The sequence below is a fragment of the Myroides odoratus genome (assembly GCF_965118575.1).
In the GTDB taxonomy this organism is placed as follows: Bacteria; Bacteroidota; Bacteroidia; order Flavobacteriales; family Flavobacteriaceae; genus Flavobacterium; species Flavobacterium odoratum_B.
Map to the genome: position 1 here is coordinate 152007 of NZ_CBCPHW010000005.1, position 24982 is coordinate 176988.

The window sequence follows — 24982 nt, forward strand, 5'->3', positions numbered from 1 at the left end:
TTTTATAAAAAAACAGATTTAATTCAAGGTCAATTTATTTGCAATCAAAAAAGGGAAATTTGGTTTTAGATAAGCCGTTCATTTAAAACTAAGTTCTACTTGTTGTAAAAATTGAGCTTAAAATAGTTTGGCTTTTATTTTTGTCCAACGATAGTTTCGAATAAACTTCGCTTGCTCTGCGTTAACTAAATACGGTTCTTTGCGGGATTTTGCTTTAAAATATCCGTTGATATAATCTACAAACAGTCTAGGTTTTCCTTTCCTTGAGGCTAATTTCAAACTAGCAATTAAGGTAATAAGTAGGCCGTAATGCAAGCGATAAAAGGCTTCTCCTTGTTTATAGCGAGCTGTTTTATCGTAGCTAGCGCCTGTTGGTTTCAAATGTTTGACTTGAAGATTTGTTCGAACAAGAATTTCCCAGTTATAGTATCTACACAGTAATTCATCCACCGTGTCCCATCCCATGGCAGGTTTGAGTCCCCCAATTTGTATAAAACAGGCTTTGCGGTAGGCTTTAAATGCGCCTCGGATGTGGTCTTTGTCGGTTAGGTTTTCAACTACCCAAAGGTTGTCTTTTTCAATTAATGCAATGCCTCCCACCATGCCTAAACGGGAATTTTGTTCAAATTCTCTGGCTATACTTGCAAAATAATTCTCTGGTAAAATTAAATCTGCATCTAATTTTACAAGGAAATCATAGGTAATTGTAGTCGGCAAATGAGAGAGCCCATAATTAAAAGCCTGGATGACTTTACTGCCTGGGAGGTGAATCGCTGGGGAAGATTTAGTAATAAGGTGTAACCAGGGGTATAATGAGGTGAAAGATTCAACGATTGCTGCCGTTTGATCTGTTGAATTGTCATTGACAACCATTACCCATTCTGGAAGTACGGTTTGCTGTGCTAAACTACTTAAAGTTTTTTCGATATAAGAGGCTTCATTGTAAGCCGGTATAATGACAATATACTTCATAGTAGTTATTTTGGTGTATGGATATTCAAAAAAGTAAGTTTTACCTAATCTACTGCACAAAATTATAAAAAAATGTAGTTAAGCATTGAATAGCAAGTATATTTGTAATGACGAATAAACGAATTAGGTTCAATGGGTAACGGTATTTCAACCAAACAGGCATTTTTATTTACACTAATTAATTATTTAGGTGTATTGATTGGTGTTATTTCAACGGTTTTGATTTATCCTCAAGATAAGGAAATGTTGGGTATTATTCGCTTTGTAGATGCTTGTGCTCAAATCATGTATCCTATTATTGTATTGGGAAGTACACATGCTTTGATTAACTTTTATCCAAAACTAACGGAAAAATTGCAACATAAATTATTTAGTTATAGTTTAATATCCTTAGCTAAATTGGCAGGTTGGGTCGGTTTATCTCTTTTAGTTTTGCGCTTTTTTTATCAGGATGAATCTTTTAAATACGTAGCTTATGCTTTTCCATTGGCTCTAGCCATGGCTTATATTGAATTGTTTCGCAGACAAGCTACTAATTTGCAGAAAATATCTTTCCCTACTTTTTTTGAAAAGATTATTCCCAAAATCGCATTGCCTGGTATTTTTTTATTAGCACTTTATACAACTACTACCATTGATCAAGGTCTAGGGCTATACATTATTAGCTATGGACTGATAACAACGGTTATAGGAATTTATATTTATAAATTATATCCGTATAAGTTCCAAAGAAATTACACTGATTTATTTAATAAAGTAAAGAAAAGGGAGTATTATGCCTATAGTCTTTTTGCTTTTGCAGGTAGTTTTGGTTCTTTTTTTGCCTTTCGCGTAGATTCTTTGATGATTCCTTATTTTATCTCGTACGAGGCCAATGGGACGTATAATATTGGGGTTACTTTAGCTTCTACCTTAGCGATTCCTGCTACAGGAGTATTTGCTTTATATGCACCTATTATCTCTGATTTGATTAAAAATGCCCATTTAAGACAATTAAATGAAAAATACAAAGAAGTGGCTCGGGTTATGTTTTTTATCGGAATGCTCTTGTTTTCTTGTGTAGCAGTAGGTATTGATCCTTTGTTTCGCGTATTACCCACGTATGACAAGTTAGCGCCTTCTATTCCAATTATTTACTTACTAGGGGTGAATGTAGTAATTAATATGTCAACAGGATTTAATTCCGAAATTATCTCCTATTCTAAGTACTACCGATTTAACCTGATCTCAATTCTCTTTTTAATGGTGCTGAACATAGGCATGAACTTATGGTTTTTAACTCAAACTACCTATGGGATTTTGGGTGTGGGATTAGCCTCACTTATTAGTTTGACCTTATTCAATTTAGGCAAGGTAATTTACATTTATTTAAAAATGAAATTATGGCCTTTTGATGTGCAATTTGGCAAACTATTTTTATGTATGCTTTTGATTTTAGGCATCGGTTTTTACATTCCTATTATTAATCAAAACTATTTTATTACACTATGCCTACGTGTTGGATTTATTTTGATCTGTGGACTTTTTTTAGTTTTTAAGACGCCTTGGGTCCTGTTAATTCAGCTGCGATCTCTAGCCTTACTTAAGCGCTATTGGCCTTAATTTTCAGGAATTTCCTTTTTCTTTATTTTGGTTAATAGCAGAATAGTTACAATAATACAGCTGCTTCCTAACCAATCGAGAAGTTCAAATTTTACCCCAAAGTATAAAACGGCAATTAGCGTGGCCGCTAAAGGTTCAGCACACGCAAGTAAACTTGCACGTTGTGGACCAATGGTATTGATTGCATTTAAGAAAATATAGAAAGAAATTAGGGTACCAAATAAGATGATAAAGGCTACTGCCCAGAACGTTTCCATATCCCATATTCCAACAAGGCTTGTAGGAGGATTAAGTATAGACATCCCAACCCCCGCAATAAGCATACTCCACCCTATAATTACAATCGGGCTATACGTTTTCAATAGATGTACAGGTAGAATCGTATAAGAAGCTAAGGCTACCGCAGATATAATCCCCCAAATAAATGCAGTAGGTGAGATTGCCAGGTTGTTAATATCTCCATGAGTAACTAAGAGGAAGGTACCTAACATGGCTAAAGCAATCGCTGCTATTTCAATCGGTTTGGGCCATTTTTTCAATCGAATAGCTAAGTAGATTGCGATGAACACAGGGCCAATATATTGAAGAACTGTTGCTGTTGCTGCATTAGAATGAAAAATAGTTATAAAATAAGAGTATTGAACCATTAGCATACCCAAAAAACTAAAAACAACTAATTGTATCGCATACTTTTTATTTTTCCAGATGAGCCAAATATCCTTGTCTTTTTTTAGAATACCTAGACCAAGCATAATAGAGCCAGATATAAGTAAGCGAACCGTTACAAGCCATTCGGCATTGAAGTTTTTTTCGATGAATAAGAACTGAGCAAATGCGCCCGATACTCCCCAAAGTGCTGCGGCAAAAATAGCCGCTGAAAAACCTAGAAACTTAGTGTTTAGTCCCATAATAGGCAATACAAATTATTTATGTGATATAGCCGCTTAGCTCCTACTAAAGCTAAGCGGCGGCAAAGGTACATATTTCGAAGGAAATTGAATTATTTTTTCCCTTGCGGTTGTGTTTTTTTATTGAGGTGAACGATATAAAAAATCAAAAGTAAGAGACAAACAATCAAAACCATATATCGCATACTTAATTGAAATTGGGTATTGATAGTACCTGATGTGGAAATTATAAAGCTTGTAAATGAGGTTATTACATACGTTAATCCACCCATTAATCCACCCGCTGTTCCTGAATTATTGGGAAAAGAAAGCATCGTGGAGGTGAAAAAATTATTGAATAAAGTACCTGAACAAATGTGAATAAAAAATAATCCAATAATCAATACAACTAAATTTTCAAGATAATAACTAACCAGGAGTAGCAGTAAGACCAACGCTAATTGTGCATAGATAGGTCGAGTAACACGTTGTTTAAAAGGAACATGCATTCTTTTTTTTCCAAGGATACCACCGAGCATCCAAGAAAATCCTAAAATTAAAGTGCAATAGCCAATAACGATGGAATTTTGTTTAAATGTATTTTCGATTAAAAAAGGACCTGAGATATTGAACACCATGACAATTGAATAACTCATTCCCAAAATAAAGATGCCTGTTATGAAGGTTGTATTACTCAACATCATTTTGTAAATCTGTAAGGTTTCACTGAAGTTGAATTTTTTCTTTTGAGCAATACTTTCGCCGCTGATGATTAGATCTAAGGCAAACAGGAGTACAGCGTATAAAGCTAAGAAGTAAAAATTGGCATGCCATGAAAATAGTGCATCGAGATATCCTCCTAAAAAGGGGGCAAGGATGGGGCCACAGGACCAAACAACAGTAAAATAACTCAAGTAATGGATGCGCTGCTGTTCCTCATAGATATCCATGAATATGGCTCGTGTGGCGACTACTAAAACTGAAATAGCAATTCCTTGAACGATGCGCAATAAGCAAATAAAGAGAATATCATTGGTAAAGGCAATGAGCAAACTTGAAAGAGCAATAAAAAGCAAGGCTACTAAACGGGGTTTATACCGGCCGATACTATCTAAAATACTGCCAACAAAGAGTTGAGAAATCCCATAACTCAATAAATAGCAAGTCAGCGTAAGTTGCACTTCTTTTTCAGTAATGGCTAAATCAGTGGCCATAGATGGAAAAGAAGGCAAGTAAATATCGGTTACAAACCCAGAGAGGGGAATGGAACTAAAAGCCAGAATTGTGGCTAACTTTTTTCTTTGTTTTGTTGCTTCTCTAAGCATAAGATGAATTGTTGTTTTACGCCTACAAAAGTAAAAGAACAGATGCACAGCTATCTTAAAAAAGGCAAAGGGATAATTGCGAAAATCAAAGAATTTAAGGGTGGTTTCTAAATTGTAAGGGAGTTATATCGAGGTGTTTTTTTACAAAATGAGTAAAATGAGAAGGTTGATCAAAACCAAGGGTATATCCCACCTGCGCAATGTCCCAATCCGTATTGATTAATAAATTTTTGGCTTCCAATAAAATGCGATCTGTAAGATGCTGGGTTGTTGTTTTACCTGTTGCTGATTTGATAGATGAATTTAAGTGATTTACATGTACATTGAGTTTGTTGGCATAATCAATAGGGCGACGCAAGGTAAGTGGATAAGCAGGCGAATCCAAAGGGAATTGCTTGTTAACTAATTGATCAAATAAGCGAAAAAGACGCTGAGAAGCGTTTTGATCTTCGAGTGAAATATCTTCTACTTTTAATTGTAAGGCTTGATGAAGTAGCAAGGCTAATAAATTGCGAATAACTTCATACTTTAAAGGATAGTTTGATTGCGCCATGGTATACATTTGCTGGAAATACATATGGGCAATTTCTAATTGATCGGGGGTCAGAAAAATCAAAGGTTTCCCCCATTCTTTGAATAAAGAGGTCTTTTTAAAGGATTCTAAATTTCTGTTTTCCGTAAAAAATTCGTAGTTAAATAAGCAAAAATAACCTTCTTGTTTCTTTTCAATACACGTCCATGAATAGGGAATCGTTGGACATGGTAAAAATAGAGCAGGGCCATCAATGGGGATGGAGTGTGATCCATAATGGAGTTTACCACGACCAATAATTAGACCAACTTTGTAAAAATCACGTCGATTATAAGGCGTTTTAAAACTACAATACTTACGCATATTGATATTAAAATGGGAAGTACCCGTTTTGTATTCGGTGATATTAAAGGCATAGTTTTGTGAAAGGGACGAAGAAGATCTTTCTTTGTAATAGTCGGCAATTGTTTCTAAATCTTTACTCATATTGTTCATTTTACTCCAAAAGTAAAATTACAAAAATCAAATAAACCTAGCGCCCTGGATTGGGTTAAATAAAAAATAAAAGAAATCAAAGTGCTTTTAAAATAAAAGAAAGACAAAATATTACTTGGAATTTTATTTTTTAGATGAATCTTTTTTATCCAAGACTTGGAAGTGATGTCCAAACAGTTGATGTAAATTCAAGTACAACCTAAATTCACAATAGAATTACTATAAAATATCGTTTTGTTTATGGATTGGTTGAGGTTAATTCGAACGCGGATATTTTATTTATTCTTAAACTACTTTTCTTTTAATACTTGATATTTAGGGCTGTTATTGGTTGAAGTTTTTATAAAAATGGCTGTTTATGTTTTGTGTGTATTCTTTTTATAAAAAAGTGGAATATTTTTTGTTATTAATCAAAGACATAATTTTTTTATAAGATCTAGAATAGATAGTACTCTTTTTATTCTCACGAAGTTATTTCAGTTAAAGAGGAAATTAATTTCAAATTTTAAACAATGGATAAACTAGTTAAAGGTTTAGTACTAGTAACAACAGTGGCTTTGGTATTAAATCTATTTGATTTTTTTAGTTATAGTCATATGGAATGGGTATGCTATGCGCTATTGGTTTTAAGCGGCTTGTATTTTCTACTTAGAAGATATCGATTTAGAGGGGAGTAACAGTACTTTAGTCTGAGGTGAATACGCTTTGAATCATCTATTTCAGAGGTAACTTATTTAAAATGGCCGTTACTTATACGTATAAAGTAATTGTACCTGGCTGTTGGGGCTAAAGCACCGGACATTTCTTCTTTCTTATACGGGAACAAAACGGTTGGTTTACGGTTCTTTTTTCTTCTATTCCAAAGGCAACTTTTTTTACACGTATTAGATAAAGCTGAAATAACTTAAAAGGCTAGCTAATTGTTTAAAATAAAGACGTTTAATAATCAAATGATTTCTTGTTTATTGATTAATAAATCAAATTGGTTGGCTATTTTATTGTTTTTACAGCTATTATTTTTCTTACTTTTAGTTTCTCGTTAGTTGGTAAAAGTAGTAGTCTTCCTGTTTTTTTGTACTCATACAAAGACTTAACGAGTAATTTTCTATCCCGTATAGCATGAAGTAACTCAAACTAATAGTTGTGTAAATACACTTTTATAAATTAGTTTGTATTCTCCCAATAGTTACACTCAACTATACCTTAGTGCACACTGAACTTTTTAAGATAAAGTCATGTATTTGGCTTTGAACAATCAAGTTTTGAGATACACAATTAGCTAATGGCTAGCTGAGTAATCCAAAATGTTTGATTCTACGCACCTCTTGATCAAGAAAAGACCTGAGTAACAAGGAATGTCTAAAAACTAAGCTTGTAGGTATTAATTTAAAATTAATAAACATGAAACAATTACAACTTACAATTGAAACCATTGAAGTGAAAGAGCTTTTGTCTTTGACTATTCCATCTTCTCAAGAAATGGATATTTACGCTTGTTGCAGCTGCTGCTGTTGCTGTTAGTATTAACGCTAGTAATACCAATAGCATTTCATTGGTATTACTAGTTTTTAACTTGCTTGATGATGATTAAAAAATGGAAAATTATTCAAATGAATCCAGAGGAGTACTTGCTGTTCTTAGATTCCAATACCATAAAAAAAATAAAAGGCAAACACGCACCTCATATTGTTGCTGTTTTGACTTTGTTACAAGAAGAAAAGGACTTAGCTCAATTGTTCACTGAAGAGGGAATTCCTTTTCTGGAACAAAATAAAATGGAGGATAGTATAGCATGGCTTACTGTGAATCAATTTATCACCCCTGCTAGTGAAGATATAGCACCGATCAATCTAACGCTTATTGGAGAATTTGGCAGTAATTTGACCCTGCTAACTACCTTTATTGCGGGTTTACCTCAATCTATTCAGGTTTCTAAAGTTTGTAATTTATCGGATGTAATGGGTGAGAAACTGGAGGTGGAAAAAGGAAATACGACGGATTTGATCTTATTACTTGGTCCATATTTTTATCAAGCCGATACCATACAAAAAATAAGTTTGCTTCAAAAAGCAAGTACAACGGATTTTTTGTTTGTTGAAATGTATGAAAATGGGGTCTTACTAGGTCCTTTAATGAATAGTTCTAAAGAAACCGTGTGTCTGGCGTGTATTGAAAAAAGAAAAATATTTAATACAACTCAACCCCATTTACTTTTAGATCATATTTGGCATATGGAACGAATAAAAGACTATCCTATTTCGGTTTTTGAGATTGGTTCTTTTCCGATAAATACCGCTTTTATTTACAATGAATTGCATAAAATAGCAGTGTATAAAAATAAATCGTTATACAATAGAGCCCTTTTTATTGATTTCAATAGGTATAACAATCAGTATTTTAATGTTTTAAAAGCTCCGGGATGTGAATTTTGTAACCCTATATCGATTTATAATCCCTTATGCTAGCGTGTCTCAGAGGGGAATTGGGATTTTTAAATAATCCTATCCTGAAAGTACCCCGAAATCTGTATCTACCTTCTAGTTTATATGAGAGGGTCTGCTTTTCAAATCATTTATTTGTAGTAAATAATAATAGGAAATCCATTCATGGTGGAGGCATAGCTTTGGATGAAAATAAATCAAATATAGCTGCATTAGGGGAATATTTAGAACGATATGCTTCTAGTTTTCAGCTGAAAAAATCTCTTATATTTGGTGCTTATGAAGAATTAAAGTCAACCCATTTTTGTTTTCCTCCTAATCAAATTCACTATTATTCGGAGAAACAATATGAGGCATTAACCTTTCAATTCAAGCGTTTAACCCCCCAAACAAAAACGCACTGGATTCAAGGAGAAAATTATTGTACACAAGAAAAAACGTTACTCCCCTTTTTTATGGTTAATGTCGAAAATATTGAGGGAGATGGTTTGTATCATAAAAATACATCTACAGGAACGGCTTGTCATATAACAAGAGATAAAGCGATTGAAAGTGGTTTGTTAGAATGTATAGAACGAGATGGATTTGCTACGTTTTGGTATTTTCAAAAACAGAGAAAGTATAAAAAATATGCGCAATCATTTATTGTGGAGCAATATAAAACAGATAACCAAATCAAAGGTTTATTTGAAAATACACGAATAAAAATCGTAACCTATGATATAAGTGAATATGCTTATTGTTCCACCTTTGTGGTTTTCATTTTATTCAAGAAAAGAGGGAAAACTTATAAAAGTGTGGGATCTGCTGCTCGTTTAAACAAAAAAGAAGCTTTACTAAAAGCAACCCTAGAAGCCTATCAGGGTATCGAGTATACAGAATTTGCTTGTGAACAAAATCAGACGGCATTCACCGAAAAAAAAATAGCGGATTTTGATTTTTCAGAAGTAGATTCTTTCAAAAAGCATTATGCTTTGTATAACCTCTTTCCTGAATTAACTCTGTATGTACCTCTTCTTAAAGATGTAGAAAGTGAAGAGGGTTATACTACAAGCTGGCAAGATTTTTATAGGCACCATATTGTAAATCTACAACCCGAAGAGCTAGTGAAAAAAGGCATAAATGAAGTATATGTCGTACTTCTAAGTACGATAGATACCCTTCAATTGGGATTTGAAGTACTAAAAGTATGTACCCCTCAATTAAATTTATTAACGGGTGATTTTAATTATCCTTATCTCGGATTATTCGATTCAGATGAAGATTTATTTACCGATTTTCCTCACCCATTTCCTTAAAAGTAGAATAAAATGAAAAGAATAAATCAACTACTAAAGTTTGCGCTCTTACTGGGTATTGTCAGTCCCCACGTATCCTGTAATAAGCTAACTGAGAATGCGAATGATTTAATACGGCTTGATGTAGATACAAGGAGATCTAATCAAGCGATGGCTTCGTTACTAGTGTTTAAGGAAGCTGATTCCATGCAGCTGTATCAAAATCAGATTAATCATTCGGTTGATGAGCTGTTTAAATACAAAAAACTTGAAGTAATAGATGCACAGTTAAAAGAGATAGAAAAGACGCTTATAGGCTTTGACCAAGTGTATTGGAAAGCTTATTTATTATACTATAAATCTGTTTTTTATAAAACGATTCAAAATGAGGATAAACAGGCAGAAAAAGCCATTGAAGAATCATTGGAGGTACTCAGTGAAAAAGTATATATGAACTCAGAGTACTATGCTTTATTGGCGATGTGTACCTCCTTTTCTATTCAATTTGCAAATATTGTCCAATTGGCAAAAATAGCTTCAGAAGTTGAAGAATACGCGCAACAGGCATTAGCTTTAAATAAGGAAAACCTACGCGCCTATGTTGTGCTTGCTTCCCATAATTTTCACACCCCTAAAATGTTTGGAGGTAGGTTAAAAGTAGAAGAGTATGCGTTGAAGGGATTGTCTTGCCCTGATGCGATAGATACCTCTTTATATGCACCTACTTGGGGGCGAACACAGCTTTATCGCCTTTTGATTCAATATTATGAAGCAGAGGGCAAAACAGAAGCGATGGAAAGATTAAAGAAAAAGTACAACATTTAAAATGAGAAATCGATGACACATGAAGATATGTTAAACTTAGTAGCTGAACATCGGTTGAACGAAAGTACATTAGATTTTTTAGAGTGTATAAAGTTTAAACAGTACGATAAAGAGTCCTTAGAAAAATTTAGTTTAATTGCGTATGTAAACAATAACCCCAAACTCCAAAAAAAAATACACGAATCGCAGTATGAAATGGGTTTTTGTAAAACCTATGCTTTACTTCCTACCCCTTATCCTAGCGTTTCTTTTTTGAATTTAACACAACTAAATACCAAGAGAAAAAGCGTAAGGCAGTTTTCTGAAATCCCTCTTTCTTTACAAAATATAAGTGAATTTTTTAACTTGTTTTACACCTTAACAGGTAAGGATGATTTTAACTTTAATGGTATCGAAATAACGAGATCTACCAGAAATATTGCTTCTGGTGGAGGGTTATATCCAACGGAGATTTATCTCATTAATCATCGAATGAGTGAGATTCCCTTAGGGGCTTATCACTATAATGTTGTGGATTTTAATTTGGAGTTAATTAAAGAGTTAAAAACACAAGAGGAACTGCAATCGTTTTATGCGCTTATTATGAAGTCAGAGACCTCTTCATTAGATTTTGAAAATACGTCTGCATTTGTCGTTTTTTCTTCTGTTTTCAATAAACAGTCCTTTAAATATAAAGATTTAGGCATCGCTCTTTCGCTAGTTGAACTAGGTGAATTTATCCATGCTGCGTATTTATCTGTGGCGGCATTAGATTTGGGATGTTGTGTTTTTGGTAGTTTTTTAAGTAACCAAATGCATATTTTTTTAGAATTAAAAAACACCTTACATCAACCTCTTTTTTGTATGGCTATAGGAAATAAAAAAACCGAAGAGACATGAAGCTCAACGATATAACGAATATTGAGAAAAATCAGGAGTTTTTGCTTATTAAAGTAAAAAACGCAGAGCATCTGGTGAAGTTATCACTTTTAGAGTTTGCTATTATAGAGCAGTATTGTCGGATGCTAAATAAAGAATCAGTGATTGCCTTTTTTAGCGATACAGTAGAAATAAAGATGGAGCAATTAGACTTGTTATTAGGTATAGCAATACAGAATAAATTACTAGTAGAACAAGATTTTTCTAATGGGGCACGATTTTTTTTCTTTCGTTTGAAGCGAAAAAAGGCAATATTGGAAGTCTTGAATATTGATTTTACCCATACTTTTTTTGAACGAATATGGGAAAAGAAGTGCGCTCTTTACTGTGTTTTAGTGCTTTTGATTGGTCTAGTTGTAGGAGCTAGTATATACTTGCTTATAGCCCCTTTTTCTTTGGTTGAGAATTATAAAAATACTTTATATCAGGTTCCTTATTCATTCAAGCAATTGTTGTTCTTTATTTATCTAGGTGCTTTAATTAGTATTGGTATTCATGAATTTGGTCATTATTTTGTCTATAAATGGTATAAAGGAAAATGCTCTATTTTTGGTTTCGGACTGCTGTTGTATGTGATTCCTGTGTTTTATAATAAATTGTATATTGGTCAGGTAAAAAATAAAAAACACCGTGTTTTTATCCATGCAGGCGGGTTTGTTTTTGATTTCATTGTTGTGATTCTAGTTCTATTGTGTACCGTTTTATTTCATTCTATTTATCCAACTGTTGTATTTATTTGTTATTCAATCGCAATTTCTGTTTGTATCCGATCCCTATTTAATCTAAACCTTTTTTTGCCGTATACAGATGGTTATTTTATTCTTAATGTGTTAGTAAAAAAAGAAAATTTATTCAAGGAATCGAGTGCGATTTTCTTTCACTTGTTTAAAGGTAAATTAACAAGCAAAAGGATACTTTATAGTGGTTATTTTGTACTTAGTTGTTTGGCTATTGCCTTCGTTTGGTTTTGTTTTGCTACCCCGTTATTTTTGCTGTTTTATTATGCTTTCAATACGTAAAAAAATACTGCCTTTGGTCTGTTTTTGCTGTCTTTCTTTGGTTGTTTATGCGCAAGAGAGGACACCAGACAAAACGCCGGAAAGGACATTAGAAAAGGCACCTGATTCGTTGACTTATGCTCTTCATGAAATAGTCATCGTAAATAAAGATCCAATCGCAGAGAAATTTTCCAGTACTAAGCTGACTAAATTGGACGTATACTTCAACCCAGCTTCGAATGGAGATCCTTTGAAAGCAATCGCAATTCTTCCCATGTCAACGGCTAGTTCGGAGACCGCTAATCCTATATTAAGAGGCGCCTTGGCAGATCAATCGCGAGTTTATGTAAATGGTTCGCCTATTTTAAATCCAGTTCGCCATGCACAAGATACAGGTTTAGGGAATTTTTCGTTGTTTAATATAGAGATGATTGAGAACCAATATATCTATGCTGCGAATCCACCGTTAACTTATGGAAATGCAAGTGGAGGTCTTGTTGATATCAAAACTACAAACAAGCTGGAGACTAATTCCTACCAAATAGCAACTGCACTTTCCAATGTAGGTTTGCAAGTGAATAGGAAAATTGGAAAGGAAAATTTCTTTCAGTATTATGCCAATGTACAGTTTTCTGATTTGCTCAAAAAAGTCAATGGTCAAAACTTGTCGGAGTTAAATTCTTTTCAGTCCAAAGATATGGGGTTCAATATTCGATTGCATGTCTCCCCACAAACCACGCTGAATAGTTATACCTATTATGTAGATGAAAAATATGATTCTAAAAATTACAATTTAAAGTATGTTGATGATGCTCTGGCGAATCAAACGCGTTTATTTACAGTTAATTCTTTGGAGTATATAAAAAGAAATTCTTTACTTAGAATTTCGAGTTTATGGGATTGGAGTCAATCAGACTATGCGTTCAAGACCATCAATTCTAAATCGAAATACCAACAGTTTTTTATTTCCGCTTCTCATAAGTACCGCTTAGATTATGGTTGGAATATTCAATATGGAATCGATTTTTCAACTTCAAATTATACGTATAATGAAGTTAAACCCCAGTTTTATTATGCGATGGATAAACAGCATCCAACGGTAATAAATCAAGAAAAAAATAACTTTCATTTTACAGAACTGTACCTGTATACGGATTATAAATTTACCCCTGATTTCGGTGTTTCTCTCGGGGGAAGGAAAAGTATTTTGGCTCAAAGAGCGAACTTTGATTTTTTAAGTGGGCAACTAGCTGCGTTTTATAAGGTAAATAAGAAGGAGCATTTTATTTTGGGCGTAGGAAATTATCACAGTTATTCTACCCCTAATTATTACCAACATGAGATTCATCTATTTACTAGTAAACAAATAACCCTCGATTATTATTATGAAACTAGAACGACCTCTATTACTGCGGCTATTTATCTTAAAGCAGATATAGGTGCGCTGCAACTATCCAGTATAGAGGAGATAAATAAACAGCAAATAGGAGGATTGGAAACGTCTTTTACTCAGCGTTTAGGTCGATTTATGTCTTTTTATTTTTCTAATACAGTCGTCTATACTTCCCAGGAAGTTACTAACCAAAAGAATAAAAATTGGATGTATTTTATTAAAACACAATTTACCTATAGTAATCCCAATTATTTCACCGCTTCTTTGGTTGGTACTACACATCCAGGTAGTGTGTATACAAAAATAAAAGAGGCAACCTATGATCCCTCTGAAAAAGTGTTTGTGCCCCTACTAAGGGAGTATGCGAATGAAAAATTAAATCACTACTTCAGAATTGATTTTACAATGAATAAAATTTTACCTGTTTACGATAATTTCCTGCTTGTTTATTGTTCGATTACGAATCTATTGAATCGGAAAAATAATCGAAGTCCCTATTATTCAGAAGATTATTCTAAGGTTGGTTTTCAAAATTTTCAACAGCGGGTTTTGTATTTTGGTTTACAATTTAAATTTTAAAACGAGTCAACTTCAATAATTTTAATCAAAAAAAAACGCCATCAATTAGGATGGCGTTTTTCATTATTTAACTAAAGTATTAGTTTTCAAGGTAAGCTTCAATTGGAGCACAAGAACAAACTAAGTTTCTATCTCCATAAGCATCGTCAATACGACGTACAGTAGGCCAGAATTTATTGTCAGCTACATAGGCTAATGGATAAGCAGCTTTTTGTCTTGAGTAAGGTAAGTCCCAAGTATCAGCCGTTAATAAAGCTAAAGTATGAGGTGCATTCTTTAACTCGTTTACTGGATTTTCAATTGTTGCGTTTTCAATTTCTTGACGAATAGAAATCATAGCATCACAAAAACGATCAATTTCTGACAAGCTTTCACTTTCTGTAGGTTCAATCATTAAAGTACCTGCCACAGGAAAAGAAACCGTAGGTGCGTGGAAACCATAATCGATTAAACGCTTCGCGATATCTGTAACTTCAATTCCTTTTTCTTTAAATTCACGAACATCAACGATCATTTCGTGGGCTGCACGTCCTTTTTCGCCTGTATATAAAATAGCATAGTGCTCTTCTAATCTAGCCTTCATGTAGTTAGCATTAAGAATAGCGGTTTGAGTTACATTTTTCAATCCTTCTGTTCCTAACATTGCGATATAACCATAAGAGATTAAACACACTAAGGCAGAACCATAAGGTGCAGATGAAATAGAAGTAATCGCATTTTCACCACCCACTTTAACTAAAGGGTTTGAAGGTAAAAATTCTACTAAATGTTGCGCCACACAGATTGGTCCAACTCCAGGTCCACCACCTCCATGAGGAATAGCGAATGTTTTGTGTAAGTTCAAGTGGCATACATCAGCACCAATAGAAGCGGGGTTGGTAAAACCAACTTGTGCATTCATATTTGCCCCATCCATATATACTTGTCCGCCGTTATCGTGGATAACTTGTGTAACTTCCATGATTGCTGATTCGTATACACCGTGAGTTGAAGGGTAAGTAACCATTAAACAAGAAAGATTGTCTTTGTGTAATTCTGCTTTTTCTTTTAAGTCAGCCACATCGATATTTCCTTCAGGTGTAGTTTTAGTAACAATAACTCTCATTCCAGCCATTGCAGCAGATGCAGGGTTCGTACCATGCGCTGATGCAGGAATTAAAGCTATGTTTCTTTGGAAATCTCCTCTTGAATGGTGGTAAGCGCGAATCGCCATTAATCCAGCATATTCTCCTTGAGCTCCAGAGTTTGGTTGCAAGGTTGTTCCCGCAAATCCAGTAATGATATTTAATTTATGCTCTAAATCTTTCAACATTTCCAAATAACCCGCTGCTTGGTCAAGTGGAGCAAAAGGGTGGATGTTATTCCATTGTCCGTTGCTTAAAGGAAGCATTTCTGCCGCAGCATTTAACTTCATCGTACAAGAACCTAATGAAATCATCGATTGGTTTAACGCTAAATCTTTGCGCTCTAAACGCTTGATGTAACGCATTAATTCTGTTTCAGAATGGTAGCTATTAAATACGTCGTGTTCTAAGAATTTAGAAGTACGTTTTAATTTTGCAGGGTAGTTGATTGCTTCTTCATTTAAAGCAGTCACGGTAAAAGTTTCTTTTCCTATTGCTTGAGCAAAGATGGAAATGATTGTATTGATATCATTTAAATCTGCTGTTTCGTTTAAGGAAATAGAAATTGTATTGGCATCAATATAGTAGAAGTTTACTTTATTAGCTTCAGCAATAGGTTTTACTTTAGCAACGTCTGCTTTTACTACGATTGTATCGAAATAAGCTGTATTTGTTTGTTCAATGCCTAATTTAGCTAAACTTTCAACTACTGTATTTGCTTTTGCATGTACTTGGTTTGCAATAAAACGCAAGCCATTTGGTCCATGATAAACCGCATAGAAACTCGCCATAACAGCTAATAATACTTGCGCTGTACAGATGTTTGACGTCGCTTTTTCGCGTTTGATATGTTGTTCACGTGTTTGTAAAGCCATACGCAAAGCTCTGTTTCCATCCGCATCTTTCGAAACACCGATAATACGACCTGGCATACTGCGTTTGTACTCTTCTTTTGTAGTGAAGAAACCAGCGTGAGGCCCACCATAACCTAAGGGAATACCAAAACGTTGGCTTGTTCCCACTACTACATCTGCACCCATTTCTCCAGGAGAAGTTAAGGTTACTAAAGATAAGATATCCGCTGCAACAGCAACTTTAATATCTTTCGTTTTAGCAATATGGATAAAGTCAGCATAATCATAAACCTGACCGTATTTACCTGGGTATTGTAGGATTGCACCAAAGAAATCTTCGGCGAAATCGAATGTTTGGTGGTCTCCCACTACTAATTCAATTTCAAAAGGAACGGCACGCGTTTGTAAAACAGAAAGCGTTTGAGGTAAAATTTCTTCAGAAACGAAGAATTTTAATGTGTTGTTTTTCTTTTGATCTCTTGTACGAACATCGTATAACAACATCATCGCTTCAGCTGCTGCTGTACCTTCATCTAGTAAAGAAGCATTGGCAATTTCCATTCCAGCTAATTCGATAACTGTCGTTTGGAAATTCAATAAAGCCTCTAAACGACCTTGTGCAATCTCAGCTTGGTACGGAGTATAAGCTGTGTACCAACCAGCATTTTCAAATACGTTGCGAATAATAGGAGCAGGACAAACCGCTTCGTTGTATCCTAATCCAATAAACGAACGAAATATTTTATTCTTGTTACCTAAGTTCTGAATATAAGCTAAATACTCATATTCCGTCATCGCAGGAGCAAGATCTAAATCTTTTTTTAAGCGAATTGAAGTTGGAAAAGTCTCGTCGATTAATTGCTCAATGTTGTCAACTTTTACAGTTTTAAACATTTGTGCCATGTCCTCAGCACGAGGGCCAATGTGTCTTAAAGCAAATGCATTTGTTTTCATTTGGACAAAAATAATAAGTTGTGTATAAGCATACAAAAATAACCATAAATCTGAGATAAATTAAGTATATTACTAGTAATTTTGTTTCTCTAATTATCTAACCCGTTTAGGCGCAAAAAATAAGGATGGTGAAATCCCTGGGCAAACTATTTGATTTTTATCTGAAAGCGAGTATACACGTTTCTTTCGCCGTTTTTGCTTTGGTTCAAATGACGTTTTATTTCTGTCGTTTACCTTTGGATTGGACCGTTTCTCTTTTGGCCTTTTCAGGAACCCTATTTTCCTATAATTTTATTAAATATGCCGATTTTGTAGTTGCTCATCGCAAAAACTTGTCGAATAAGATGAAATTGATTCTACTGCTGAGTTTGTTCGCTTTACTTGTAGGTGTTGTTTGTTTTTTATTTTTGTCTCGTACCACGCAAGGGGTAACGCTGTCCTTGTTAATTTTAGCCGTTTTGTATGCCGTTCCTATTTCTAAAGGCATTCCCAATCTCAGAAATTGGTCGGGATTAAAAGTGTATATCGTCTGTTTATGTTGGGCTACTGTAACCTTGATTATCCCTGTTCTCAATGCAGGGGTTGAGCTTTCCTGGGATATCTGGATAAAATTCTTACAGCGCTTTATTTTAGTTTTAATTTTGATAGGTATATTTGAAATCGTTGATTTACAGTACGATGAAAAGTATCTGAAGACGATTCCGCAATTGCTAGGGACACGAAGAACTAAAATCCTATTAGCGAGTTTGACGCTTCCTTTTTTTGTTATTGAGTTTTTTAAAGTGGGATATCACCCCATACAGGCGTGGAATAATTTGATTATTGTAGGAATTACTTTGTTATTAATTCATAGAGCTTCCCCCAAACGCAGTAGCTATTTTAGTTTGTTTTGGGTGGAAAGTGTACCCATTTACTGGTGGATTTTAGTCTTATTGGAAGGATAAAAATCTAGATTTAACTTAACATAACTACAATCTTTTCAAGGTAGATTTTTAGCTGTGTCTAAGAAAATGTATATTTGTGCATATAAAAACAACAAAGATGATACAACTTATAAATGAAGTTCAAGCAAACGAAAATCTAGTTTTCGTTTTAGGAAATGACAATACGGTTGAGGTTCCAGCTCTTTTAAATGATTTTGTAAAAGCATTTGAATCCGGAGAAAAAGAGGAAGATTTTGCCAAAATAGGAACTCAATATTTCTTTTTTGTCAAAGAGAATACGAATTTAGAAAAAATGCGCTTGGCTGGATTTAATATCCGCAAGCAACTAGATAAAAAAGCAGCTACGCTTGCTGTAGTTGGAAATGGAGAAGCAACCTTAGCTTTAGTAGAAGGAGTTGCTCTTTCTAACTATCAGTTCTTGAAATACTTCAAAGAAAGTGAAACGATGAAATTCGCTTTGGAAAACATCGCTTTAAAAGGCAATTTCGAGGCGAAACAAATTAGCGATTTAAACCATACAATTAAAGCGGTTTACTGGGCTCGTACGATGGTAAATGAGCCTGTAAGCTATTTAACGGCTACCCAATTGGCTAAAGAAATTGAAGTGTTAGGAAACGAAGCTAAATTTACTGTAAATGTGTTGGGTAAAAAGGAAATTGAAGCCTTGAGAATGGGTGGTTTGTTAGCTGTTAATAAAGGATCTATCGAACAACCAACTTTTACAATTATTGAATATAAACCAGCAAACCCAATCAATAACAAACCAATTGTATTGGTTGGAAAAGGAGTGGTTTACGATACAGGAGGTTTGAGTTTAAAACCAACGGCAGGATCTATGGACTCTATGAAGAGTGATATGGGGGGAGCGGCTTGTATGGCGGGAACAATTTATGCCGCTGCACTGAACCAATTAAATGTTCACGTCATTGGTTTAATTCCAGCAACAGATAATCGACCTGGAGGAGATGCTTATGCACCAGGTGATATCATTACCATGCACGATGGAACGACAATTGAAGTATTAAATACAGATGCGGAAGGTCGTATGATCTTAGCTGATGCAATTTCTTATGCTACACAATATGACCCAGCAGTTATTATTGATGCGGCAACCTTAACAGGAGCGGCTTTAGTAGTAGCGGGAGATATTGCTTCTTGTATTATGGGGAATGATGAGAAAACAATACAAGCGATTGTGGCATCAGGATATAAAGTACATGAGCGTTTAGCACAATTGCCGTTCTGGGATGACTATAAAGATCTATTAAAATCAAGTGTAGCCGATATGAAAAATATTGGCGGGCGTTTTGCAGGAACGATCACCGCAGGAAAATTCCTAGAACATTTCGCAAAAGCACCGTATGTACACATTGATATCGCTGGTCCAGCTTGGATGGATGCACCAAGAGATTATAAAGGAAATGGCGGAACAGGAAGTGGTATCCGTACTTTAGTAGATTTCTTAGCGAATTACAAAGCGTAAGTAAAAGACTTAAATAAGTACTAAAAGATGAGTTCAAATCGAACTCATCTTTTTTTTGTGCAAAAAATACCTTTTTTTTGTAGTTCCTTTCACGGTCTGCTTTGACTGAGATTAAAACTAAAAAATATGGAAAATAGTTCAATTCAATATCAATTTGTAACAGCAGAAAACATGCATTTTATTCGTCCTATGGCGGAAAAAATATGGAATATCACCTATGGTTCTTTATTGGATCCAGCTCAAATTGAGTATATGTTACCCCTGATGTATAACCAAGAGCGGATAACCAATGAAATACAAGACGGCTATATTTGGGAGCTACTCGTTGTTGATGGAGAGATTTCGGGGTATTTGGATTATAAATTGATGGAGGATAATCGCGTGTTTTTATCTAAAATTTATTTGGATACCGATCAGCAGCAAAAAGGACTAGGCAAGTTAATGTTGGAGCACGTCATCACCTTTGCACAAGAAAAAAAAGCCGATGCGGTCTATTTAACGGTGAATAAACACAATGCCAAGGCCATTGCCTTTTATGAGCGAAATGACTTTCAATGTATTGAATCGAAAACTTTCGATATCGGTAATGGATATGTGATGGATGATTATATTTATCAATTAGCATTAAAAAATGAGAGGTAAATCTTTGATGCTAGTTTTGATTGTCCTGTTTATGGGTTCAGTAGTAAAAGGACAGGAAATCATTCCTTTTAAAATGAATGGACATTACAATATAGTGGTAGAAAGTATCATCAATAAAAAAGACACCGTTGATTTAATGTTTCAAATTGCGATGAGAGAGGCTTCTTTAGCCCCTAATAGAACCCATAAAGTAGCATCTGTGGTATTTGATACGACAGAGTTTCCAGAAGGATTGAGTAAAACAAATAGCATTCAGGTAGGCAATACTGTAGTAGATAAGATTTGGATTTGGGATAATGAATATACCGGAAATGGGGCAGAAGGGAAAATAGGAACACAGTTGTTTGACGGACAGATTTTCAAAATTGATTACGACCAATCTCAATTTGAAGTGTATGACCATCTTCCAAATACTCATGGATTTGTAGCAGTACCTCTCACCAATGAGAATGGACGATTATTTATAGAAATTTCCGGTTTTGTAAATGATAAAGAAATAAATACAAAGTTCCTTTTGCAATCTGGATTCTCGGGTATGGTTTTGTATAACAATCAAGTGGCAGATGAAAATCAATTGGCTGAAGTACTCCCACACCTAGATGCAAAAACATTAACTAATTCGGCAGGAGAAAAATTAACGAACCTCATTGCTGAAATTCCCTTCCTTACGGTGGATTCCTTTCGCTTTGAAGCGGTTCCTGTGAATCTTTTTACAGGTGAAATTAAGAATCAAACAACAAGCTATGTCGGTGCAGATTTTATTCATCGATTCAATTGGATCATCGATATAAAAGGAGGATATGCTTATATTCAAAAGAATAAGCATTTTTCAGATCCTTATTATTTTTTTCGTAAATAGAAAGAGCTCCTGGTCATGGATGACATGATTATGAGGTTTATTTTGGGTCTTTTTCTAGAATTATATAAGCCCTAATTTATTTACTAGGGCTTATATAAAATAAGAATTGTGTTTTTATTTAAAATGTAAATTGATAGGTAAAAGATTGCCCTGATATGGATCTAGTGTAAGTATACGGATTCGAGCTAATAAGTTTTGAATTAGAAACGAAAAGTACATCTATAGGAGAATGGGCATAATATATATTTTCAAGTAATTGCGTCCCTTTATAAACATATTCCATGTTGTCGAACAAATTAGGATAATTATGGTATCTTCCTGTACCAACGTAAGGATTGAATTCTTCAACTAAATCAGTGAAGGTGTAATTTAAGGCATGATCTGCATAGATATTTTTTACATCACTATAGGTTAGCAAGAATGTTTCTCGCATTGTATCCCTGCCATAATACGCTAACTGTATTAAATTATTATGCTCGTCAAAATGGAAGAATTGAGATGAATCAAATTGGTATTCAGTAGGATTAGTGAAAACTGTTTCCATACTAACAAGCTGCCCCGAAGGATTATAATCAAAATAAGATTCTTTATTACCTTCTTTTATAGCTGTAATTTGTTGGGATTCATTATAACGAAATTTTTTAATTTTAGTTCCATCTTCATTTGTTGTTTTTTCTTCCAAAAGTAGATGTGTATTCTTGTCATAAGTGAATGTTTTTTGCTTTTGTATTTTAATAATTTTGTTTGGAAATTGACCTGATTCCGCAATTGTCCAGTTGTCTCTATAGGTAATAGCCGAACGAATGACACTCGGTTTGTTTTCTTGGTTGTATTCAAAGTTAATAGTCGCATCGTAAAAGAAAGCGTGGTCAGGTAAGTCTTTCGGATATCCTGTTGTAATCTTTACCTGTTTAACAAAGTCATTATTGAGGTTTGGGGCGGATGTATTGTCATCCGATTTATTACAAGATGCAGTACTAAGGGATAAGACAAGCGCAAGGAAAGTGTATTTTTTCATCGTTTAAGTTGGCATAATTTCTAGTAAAATTAATAATAATACGTAAGAAAAACTAGTAATAAAAAAAGGGGAGATATAGGAAATTTTTTAGATTCTAGTTTGTTGGAGTGAAAAAAAAGGAATTTTAAAATTATTTTTGAGGGTTCAGACTACCATAGTAGGGTTGAAACTAGCGCGAACATTTCAAGGTTTGAGTAGAAGAATTGTTTAAATTGGAAGAAACAGATTGATATATTATTTTTATTTAGTTTAAATAATTTAGTATCTTAGCGCAACAATATAAATACAATTAGAATGAGTACAGATACAATTAATCCAAACTTCGATCAACATAAAGTAAAACCAAAAGCACCAAAAGTTGAGGAACTAATTAATGCGTGTAAATCTGTGATGATTGCTTCAATCAATGAGGACGGTTCACCACTTGTGAGTACAGCTCCCTATTCAAGAGTTGGCAATGATTTCCAAATTTTGGTATCGTTTATGGCAAAGCACACGAAGAACTTAAGAGATCGCAAAAAAGTATCTTTTATGTTTGTAGAGGATGAGAGCGCATCGAAACAATTATATGCAAGACATCGTTTAACGATTGAAACTGAAGCTGAATTGATTGCTAAAGAAAATCCTTTATATGAGCAAGCGATGGTTGATTTGAGAGAAAGACACGGAAAAGTAATTGAAGTTTTAGGAAACTTAGAAGACTTTATCATGTTCAACTTAAAACCAATCAAAGGATCATATGTAAATGGATTCGGAAGTGCTTATTTTGTGGATGAGAATTTACAAGTAGTAGAACACAGACATGGTGCTCACGGGCAACACAATGTGGATGTAAAAAAATAAGAGACCTTTAGGGTTGAAATAAAAAAAGTCTTTAGTTTGTAGCTAAAGACTTTTTTGTTTTATGTCGCATTTTGTTTTGTAAAAGTAATCACCAAGGTGACGGATAGCAAGACGAAAAGCAGTCCTAAAGCAGACATCCAATCAAAGAATTCTCCGAAGAATAAGGTTCCTACCACTACCGCCACTACGGGTTCCATGGAACCTAAAATAGAGGTAATTGTAGAGCCAGCGTGTTTAACCGCCAATACCAAGCACAAATCAGAGATGAAGGTGGCGAAGAACCCTAGTAAAATTAAATTCATCCAATCGGCTCTTAACGTGATGGCGTCGATACCTGTGGTTAATAAGGCATAAAATAAAAAAATTAAGCATCCCATGATTAAAACGTAGAAAGTAAGGGAATCAAAGTTCATATTCGAAACTCTGGATTTGTTTAGTCCTACAATATATAAACCATACGTAAATATAGTTAAAGAAGCTAAAATTAAGCCTTTATATAAAGCGGGTGAAGCTTCACCATGCCAACACATCATTCCTACACCTAAGAGAGAGAGGATAGAGGCAATAAATAGTACGGTAGACTTCTTTTCTTTAAAGAAGAGAATCATCACGATACTGACAAAAAGCGGATATAAAAAGTGTACGGTGGTAGCCAAACCACTGGCAATGTATTCATACGAATCGACAATAAACTTGGCGGTAGCAGCATATAATAAAGCCAAGAAAAAGACGACTGCTAAATCCTTAATAGAAATTTTCAAATTTGTTTTTTTGTAGATGCAAACCGCACCCATCGTTGCCGATGAAAACAAAAAGCGATAAAATAGAATGGTCGGTATGCCGATAGCCGCCACTCCTTCAGGTCGCAAACTAGGTACTAAGAGTGGTAAAGAAAATAATGGAACCAAACCAAAAGTACCCGAGGAAATTAATGCGAACAAAATTCCTTTCAGATTTTTCATTTTAAATTAAAGTTTAACAGTAAAAATTTCAGGCAAAGATACGGCTTCTACTTTGGTGGAATGCCTTGTATCGTATAATTGCCAACATCTTAATCACAAGAAACATTACGTAAAAATAGGAACCGCCATTCCTTCAAATAAAAAGTAACTTCCTAATTTCTTTCTGAATAAAGTTCGAATTGAACAATAGAATACCACTCTTTTTTTCTTATGCTGTTAGTAAAAAATGTATTTTTACCGCTTTAACATCCCATTAAGCGTACTACTTACCTTGATACAATTCAAATTCAGAAGATGAAACATTTAATTCTTATTCCTTTTTTGTTTTTAATCTATAGCAACAACAGTCAAGCACAAATTTTGACTGATTGGCAAACGGAAAATAGCAAAGGAAAAGTCAAACAAATCACAAGTATCGATTTACCTAATGACGAAGGCGAAGTAAAAAAACAAGTAGTGCATTTTGATGCAAGAGGCTTCTTTACTTTCAAAGAAAGTTATTCTGGTACAAGAAACCCCGAAGATTCTACAGCCGTTCTTTATACAAAAATTGGTGAACTTCAGTTTTTTGAATATCAAAATAAGCAACGTCACGGGATGAGTGTCAATGCAGAGGGTAAAAAAGCAACAGAATTTGTACAACAATGGAAAGGGGCTAATGCTTGTCAATTTACGTATACATATTTTGCAACCCCAGAAAGGGAAGGAATCATGAATTTAACCTTTTCTAATCAAGCTAAATTAGAAGAAATGCATTTGATGATTATTGATAAAGAAGACCGCCATATTCAATTTGAAACGAAGTCGATTCATCAATATGACTCAAAGGGATATGAAATTCAATTTCAGCAAACAACGATTGATCCCATTGGAGATACGCGTGTACTTAGAATCAGGAATACTGCTTTTGACGCTCAAGGAAATATAACAGAGAAAGAAGTGTATGACGAAAATAATAAACTTTTTGCGAAAACACGTTTTGAATATGAGTACTATGAATAGAATCTGTTAGGATTAAACCATAAAAGCTTACTTCTTAATTAAAATCGAAAGCC

22 protein-coding genes are annotated in these 24982 nt (G+C 34.3%); 14 read left to right on the top strand and 8 right to left on the bottom strand.

Features of this window, described 5'->3' with window-relative positions:
- Positions 1-117: 117 nt before the first annotated feature.
- A complete protein-coding gene (locus ACMHJ2_RS05890; RefSeq protein WP_413512031.1) occupies positions 118-972 on the bottom strand; it encodes a glycosyltransferase family 2 protein in 855 nt (284 codons plus the stop codon).
- A gap of 132 nt (positions 973-1104) precedes the next feature.
- On the opposite strand from ACMHJ2_RS05890, the gene ACMHJ2_RS05895 reads away from it, so the two are divergent.
- A complete protein-coding gene (locus ACMHJ2_RS05895; protein WP_413512032.1) occupies positions 1105-2574 on the top strand; it encodes a lipopolysaccharide biosynthesis protein in 1470 nt (489 codons plus the stop codon).
- On the opposite strand, the gene ACMHJ2_RS05900 is transcribed toward ACMHJ2_RS05895, so the two are convergent.
- The 3 genes from ACMHJ2_RS05900 to ACMHJ2_RS05910 all read right to left on the bottom strand — a co-directional run bounded on the left by ACMHJ2_RS05900 (position 2571) and on the right by ACMHJ2_RS05910 (position 5804).
- Positions 2571-3482 (bottom strand): DMT family transporter, encoded by a 912-nt coding sequence (locus ACMHJ2_RS05900; protein ID WP_413512033.1) that lies wholly within the window; start codon positions 3480-3482, stop codon positions 2571-2573. The two genes, ACMHJ2_RS05895 and ACMHJ2_RS05900, sit on opposite strands and share 4 nt — an antisense overlap.
- 92 nt (positions 3483-3574) lie before the next feature.
- Complete coding sequence (locus ACMHJ2_RS05905) at positions 3575-4786, bottom strand: MFS transporter (RefSeq protein ID WP_413512034.1); 1212 nt, start codon at positions 4784-4786, stop codon at positions 3575-3577.
- 94 nt (positions 4787-4880) lie between these two features.
- A complete protein-coding gene (locus ACMHJ2_RS05910; RefSeq protein ID WP_413512035.1) occupies positions 4881-5804 on the bottom strand; it encodes a helix-turn-helix domain-containing protein in 924 nt (307 codons plus the stop codon).
- 521 nt (positions 5805-6325) lie between these two features.
- Between ACMHJ2_RS05910 and ACMHJ2_RS05915 the strand changes: the two genes are divergently transcribed.
- On the top strand, positions 6326-6490 hold the full coding sequence (locus ACMHJ2_RS05915) for a hypothetical protein (protein ID WP_413512036.1): 165 nt from the start codon (positions 6326-6328) through the stop codon (positions 6488-6490).
- 733 nt (positions 6491-7223) lie between these two features.
- On the opposite strand, the gene ACMHJ2_RS05920 is transcribed toward ACMHJ2_RS05915, so the two are convergent.
- Positions 7224-7361, bottom strand: a complete 138-nt coding sequence (locus ACMHJ2_RS05920) for a hypothetical protein (protein WP_413512037.1) — start codon at positions 7359-7361, stop codon at positions 7224-7226.
- Positions 7362-7393: 32 nt separating this feature from the next.
- Between ACMHJ2_RS05920 and ACMHJ2_RS05925 the strand changes: the two genes are divergently transcribed.
- The 6 genes from ACMHJ2_RS05925 to ACMHJ2_RS05950 are packed head-to-tail and all read left to right on the top strand — an operon-like array spanning position 7394 to position 14244.
- On the top strand, positions 7394-8278 hold the full coding sequence (locus ACMHJ2_RS05925; protein ID WP_413512038.1) for a hypothetical protein: 885 nt from the start codon (positions 7394-7396) through the stop codon (positions 8276-8278).
- On the top strand, positions 8272-9552 hold the full coding sequence (locus tag ACMHJ2_RS05930) for a YcaO-like family protein (protein ID WP_413512039.1): 1281 nt from the start codon (positions 8272-8274) through the stop codon (positions 9550-9552). Before ACMHJ2_RS05925 ends, ACMHJ2_RS05930 begins: the two co-directional genes overlap by 7 nt.
- A 12-nt stretch (positions 9553-9564) precedes the next feature.
- Complete coding sequence (locus ACMHJ2_RS05935; protein ID WP_413512040.1) at positions 9565-10356, top strand: hypothetical protein; 792 nt, start codon at positions 9565-9567, stop codon at positions 10354-10356.
- A 12-nt stretch (positions 10357-10368) separates the two neighbouring features.
- Complete coding sequence (locus tag ACMHJ2_RS05940) at positions 10369-11235, top strand: SagB/ThcOx family dehydrogenase (RefSeq protein WP_413512041.1); 867 nt, start codon at positions 10369-10371, stop codon at positions 11233-11235.
- Entirely contained in the window at positions 11232-12293 is a 1062-nt protein-coding gene (locus tag ACMHJ2_RS05945) for a hypothetical protein (RefSeq protein ID WP_413512042.1), read from the top strand. The genes ACMHJ2_RS05940 and ACMHJ2_RS05945 overlap by 4 nt, the downstream gene beginning before the upstream one ends.
- 13 nt (positions 12294-12306) lie before the next feature.
- Positions 12307-14244, top strand: coding sequence for a TonB-dependent receptor (locus ACMHJ2_RS05950; protein ID WP_413512043.1), 1938 nt, complete (start codon positions 12307-12309; stop codon positions 14242-14244).
- Between the two features lie 79 nt (positions 14245-14323).
- Here the strand turns inward: ACMHJ2_RS05950 and gcvP are convergent, their stop codons facing one another.
- Entirely contained in the window at positions 14324-17176 is a 2853-nt protein-coding gene (gene gcvP / locus ACMHJ2_RS05955; RefSeq protein ID WP_413512044.1) for an aminomethyl-transferring glycine dehydrogenase, read from the bottom strand.
- A gap of 125 nt (positions 17177-17301) precedes the next feature.
- Here gcvP and ACMHJ2_RS05960 point away from each other — a divergent pair, with 125 nt between their 5' ends.
- The 4 genes from ACMHJ2_RS05960 (at position 17302) to ACMHJ2_RS05975 (ending at position 21104) form a co-directional block, all read left to right on the top strand.
- On the top strand, positions 17302-18120 hold the full coding sequence (locus ACMHJ2_RS05960) for a hypothetical protein (RefSeq protein WP_413512045.1): 819 nt from the start codon (positions 17302-17304) through the stop codon (positions 18118-18120).
- Positions 18121-18217: 97 nt separating this feature from the next.
- Positions 18218-19603 carry a leucyl aminopeptidase family protein gene (locus tag ACMHJ2_RS05965; protein ID WP_413512046.1) on the top strand — a complete coding sequence of 462 codons (1386 nt, stop codon included), beginning with the start codon at positions 18218-18220 and terminating at the stop codon, positions 19601-19603.
- 126 nt (positions 19604-19729) lie between these two features.
- Positions 19730-20245, top strand: a complete 516-nt coding sequence (locus ACMHJ2_RS05970; RefSeq protein WP_413512047.1) for a GNAT family N-acetyltransferase — start codon at positions 19730-19732, stop codon at positions 20243-20245.
- A complete protein-coding gene (locus tag ACMHJ2_RS05975) occupies positions 20235-21104 on the top strand; it encodes a hypothetical protein (RefSeq protein WP_413512048.1) in 870 nt (289 codons plus the stop codon). Before ACMHJ2_RS05970 ends, ACMHJ2_RS05975 begins: the two co-directional genes overlap by 11 nt.
- A 118-nt stretch (positions 21105-21222) precedes the next feature.
- Here the strand turns inward: ACMHJ2_RS05975 and ACMHJ2_RS05980 are convergent, their stop codons facing one another.
- Positions 21223-22122, bottom strand: coding sequence for a hypothetical protein (locus ACMHJ2_RS05980; RefSeq protein ID WP_413512049.1), 900 nt, complete (start codon positions 22120-22122; stop codon positions 21223-21225).
- A 294-nt stretch (positions 22123-22416) separates the two neighbouring features.
- On the opposite strand from ACMHJ2_RS05980, the gene ACMHJ2_RS05985 reads away from it, so the two are divergent.
- Positions 22417-22965 carry a HugZ family protein gene (locus tag ACMHJ2_RS05985; protein ID WP_413512050.1) on the top strand — a complete coding sequence of 183 codons (549 nt, stop codon included), beginning with the start codon at positions 22417-22419 and terminating at the stop codon, positions 22963-22965.
- Between the two features lie 59 nt (positions 22966-23024).
- Here ACMHJ2_RS05985 and ACMHJ2_RS05990 read toward each other — a convergent pair whose 3' ends face one another.
- Positions 23025-23927: a DMT family transporter gene (locus ACMHJ2_RS05990; protein WP_413512051.1), complete on the bottom strand. Its 903-nt coding sequence runs from the start codon at positions 23925-23927 to the stop codon at positions 23025-23027.
- 294 nt (positions 23928-24221) lie between these two features.
- Here ACMHJ2_RS05990 and ACMHJ2_RS05995 point away from each other — a divergent pair, with 294 nt between their 5' ends.
- The gene (locus tag ACMHJ2_RS05995) at positions 24222-24929 is read left to right on the top strand and encodes a hypothetical protein (protein WP_413512052.1); all 708 of its coding nucleotides are present in this window, start codon (positions 24222-24224) and stop codon (positions 24927-24929) included.
- Positions 24930-24982: the final 53 nt, after the last annotated feature.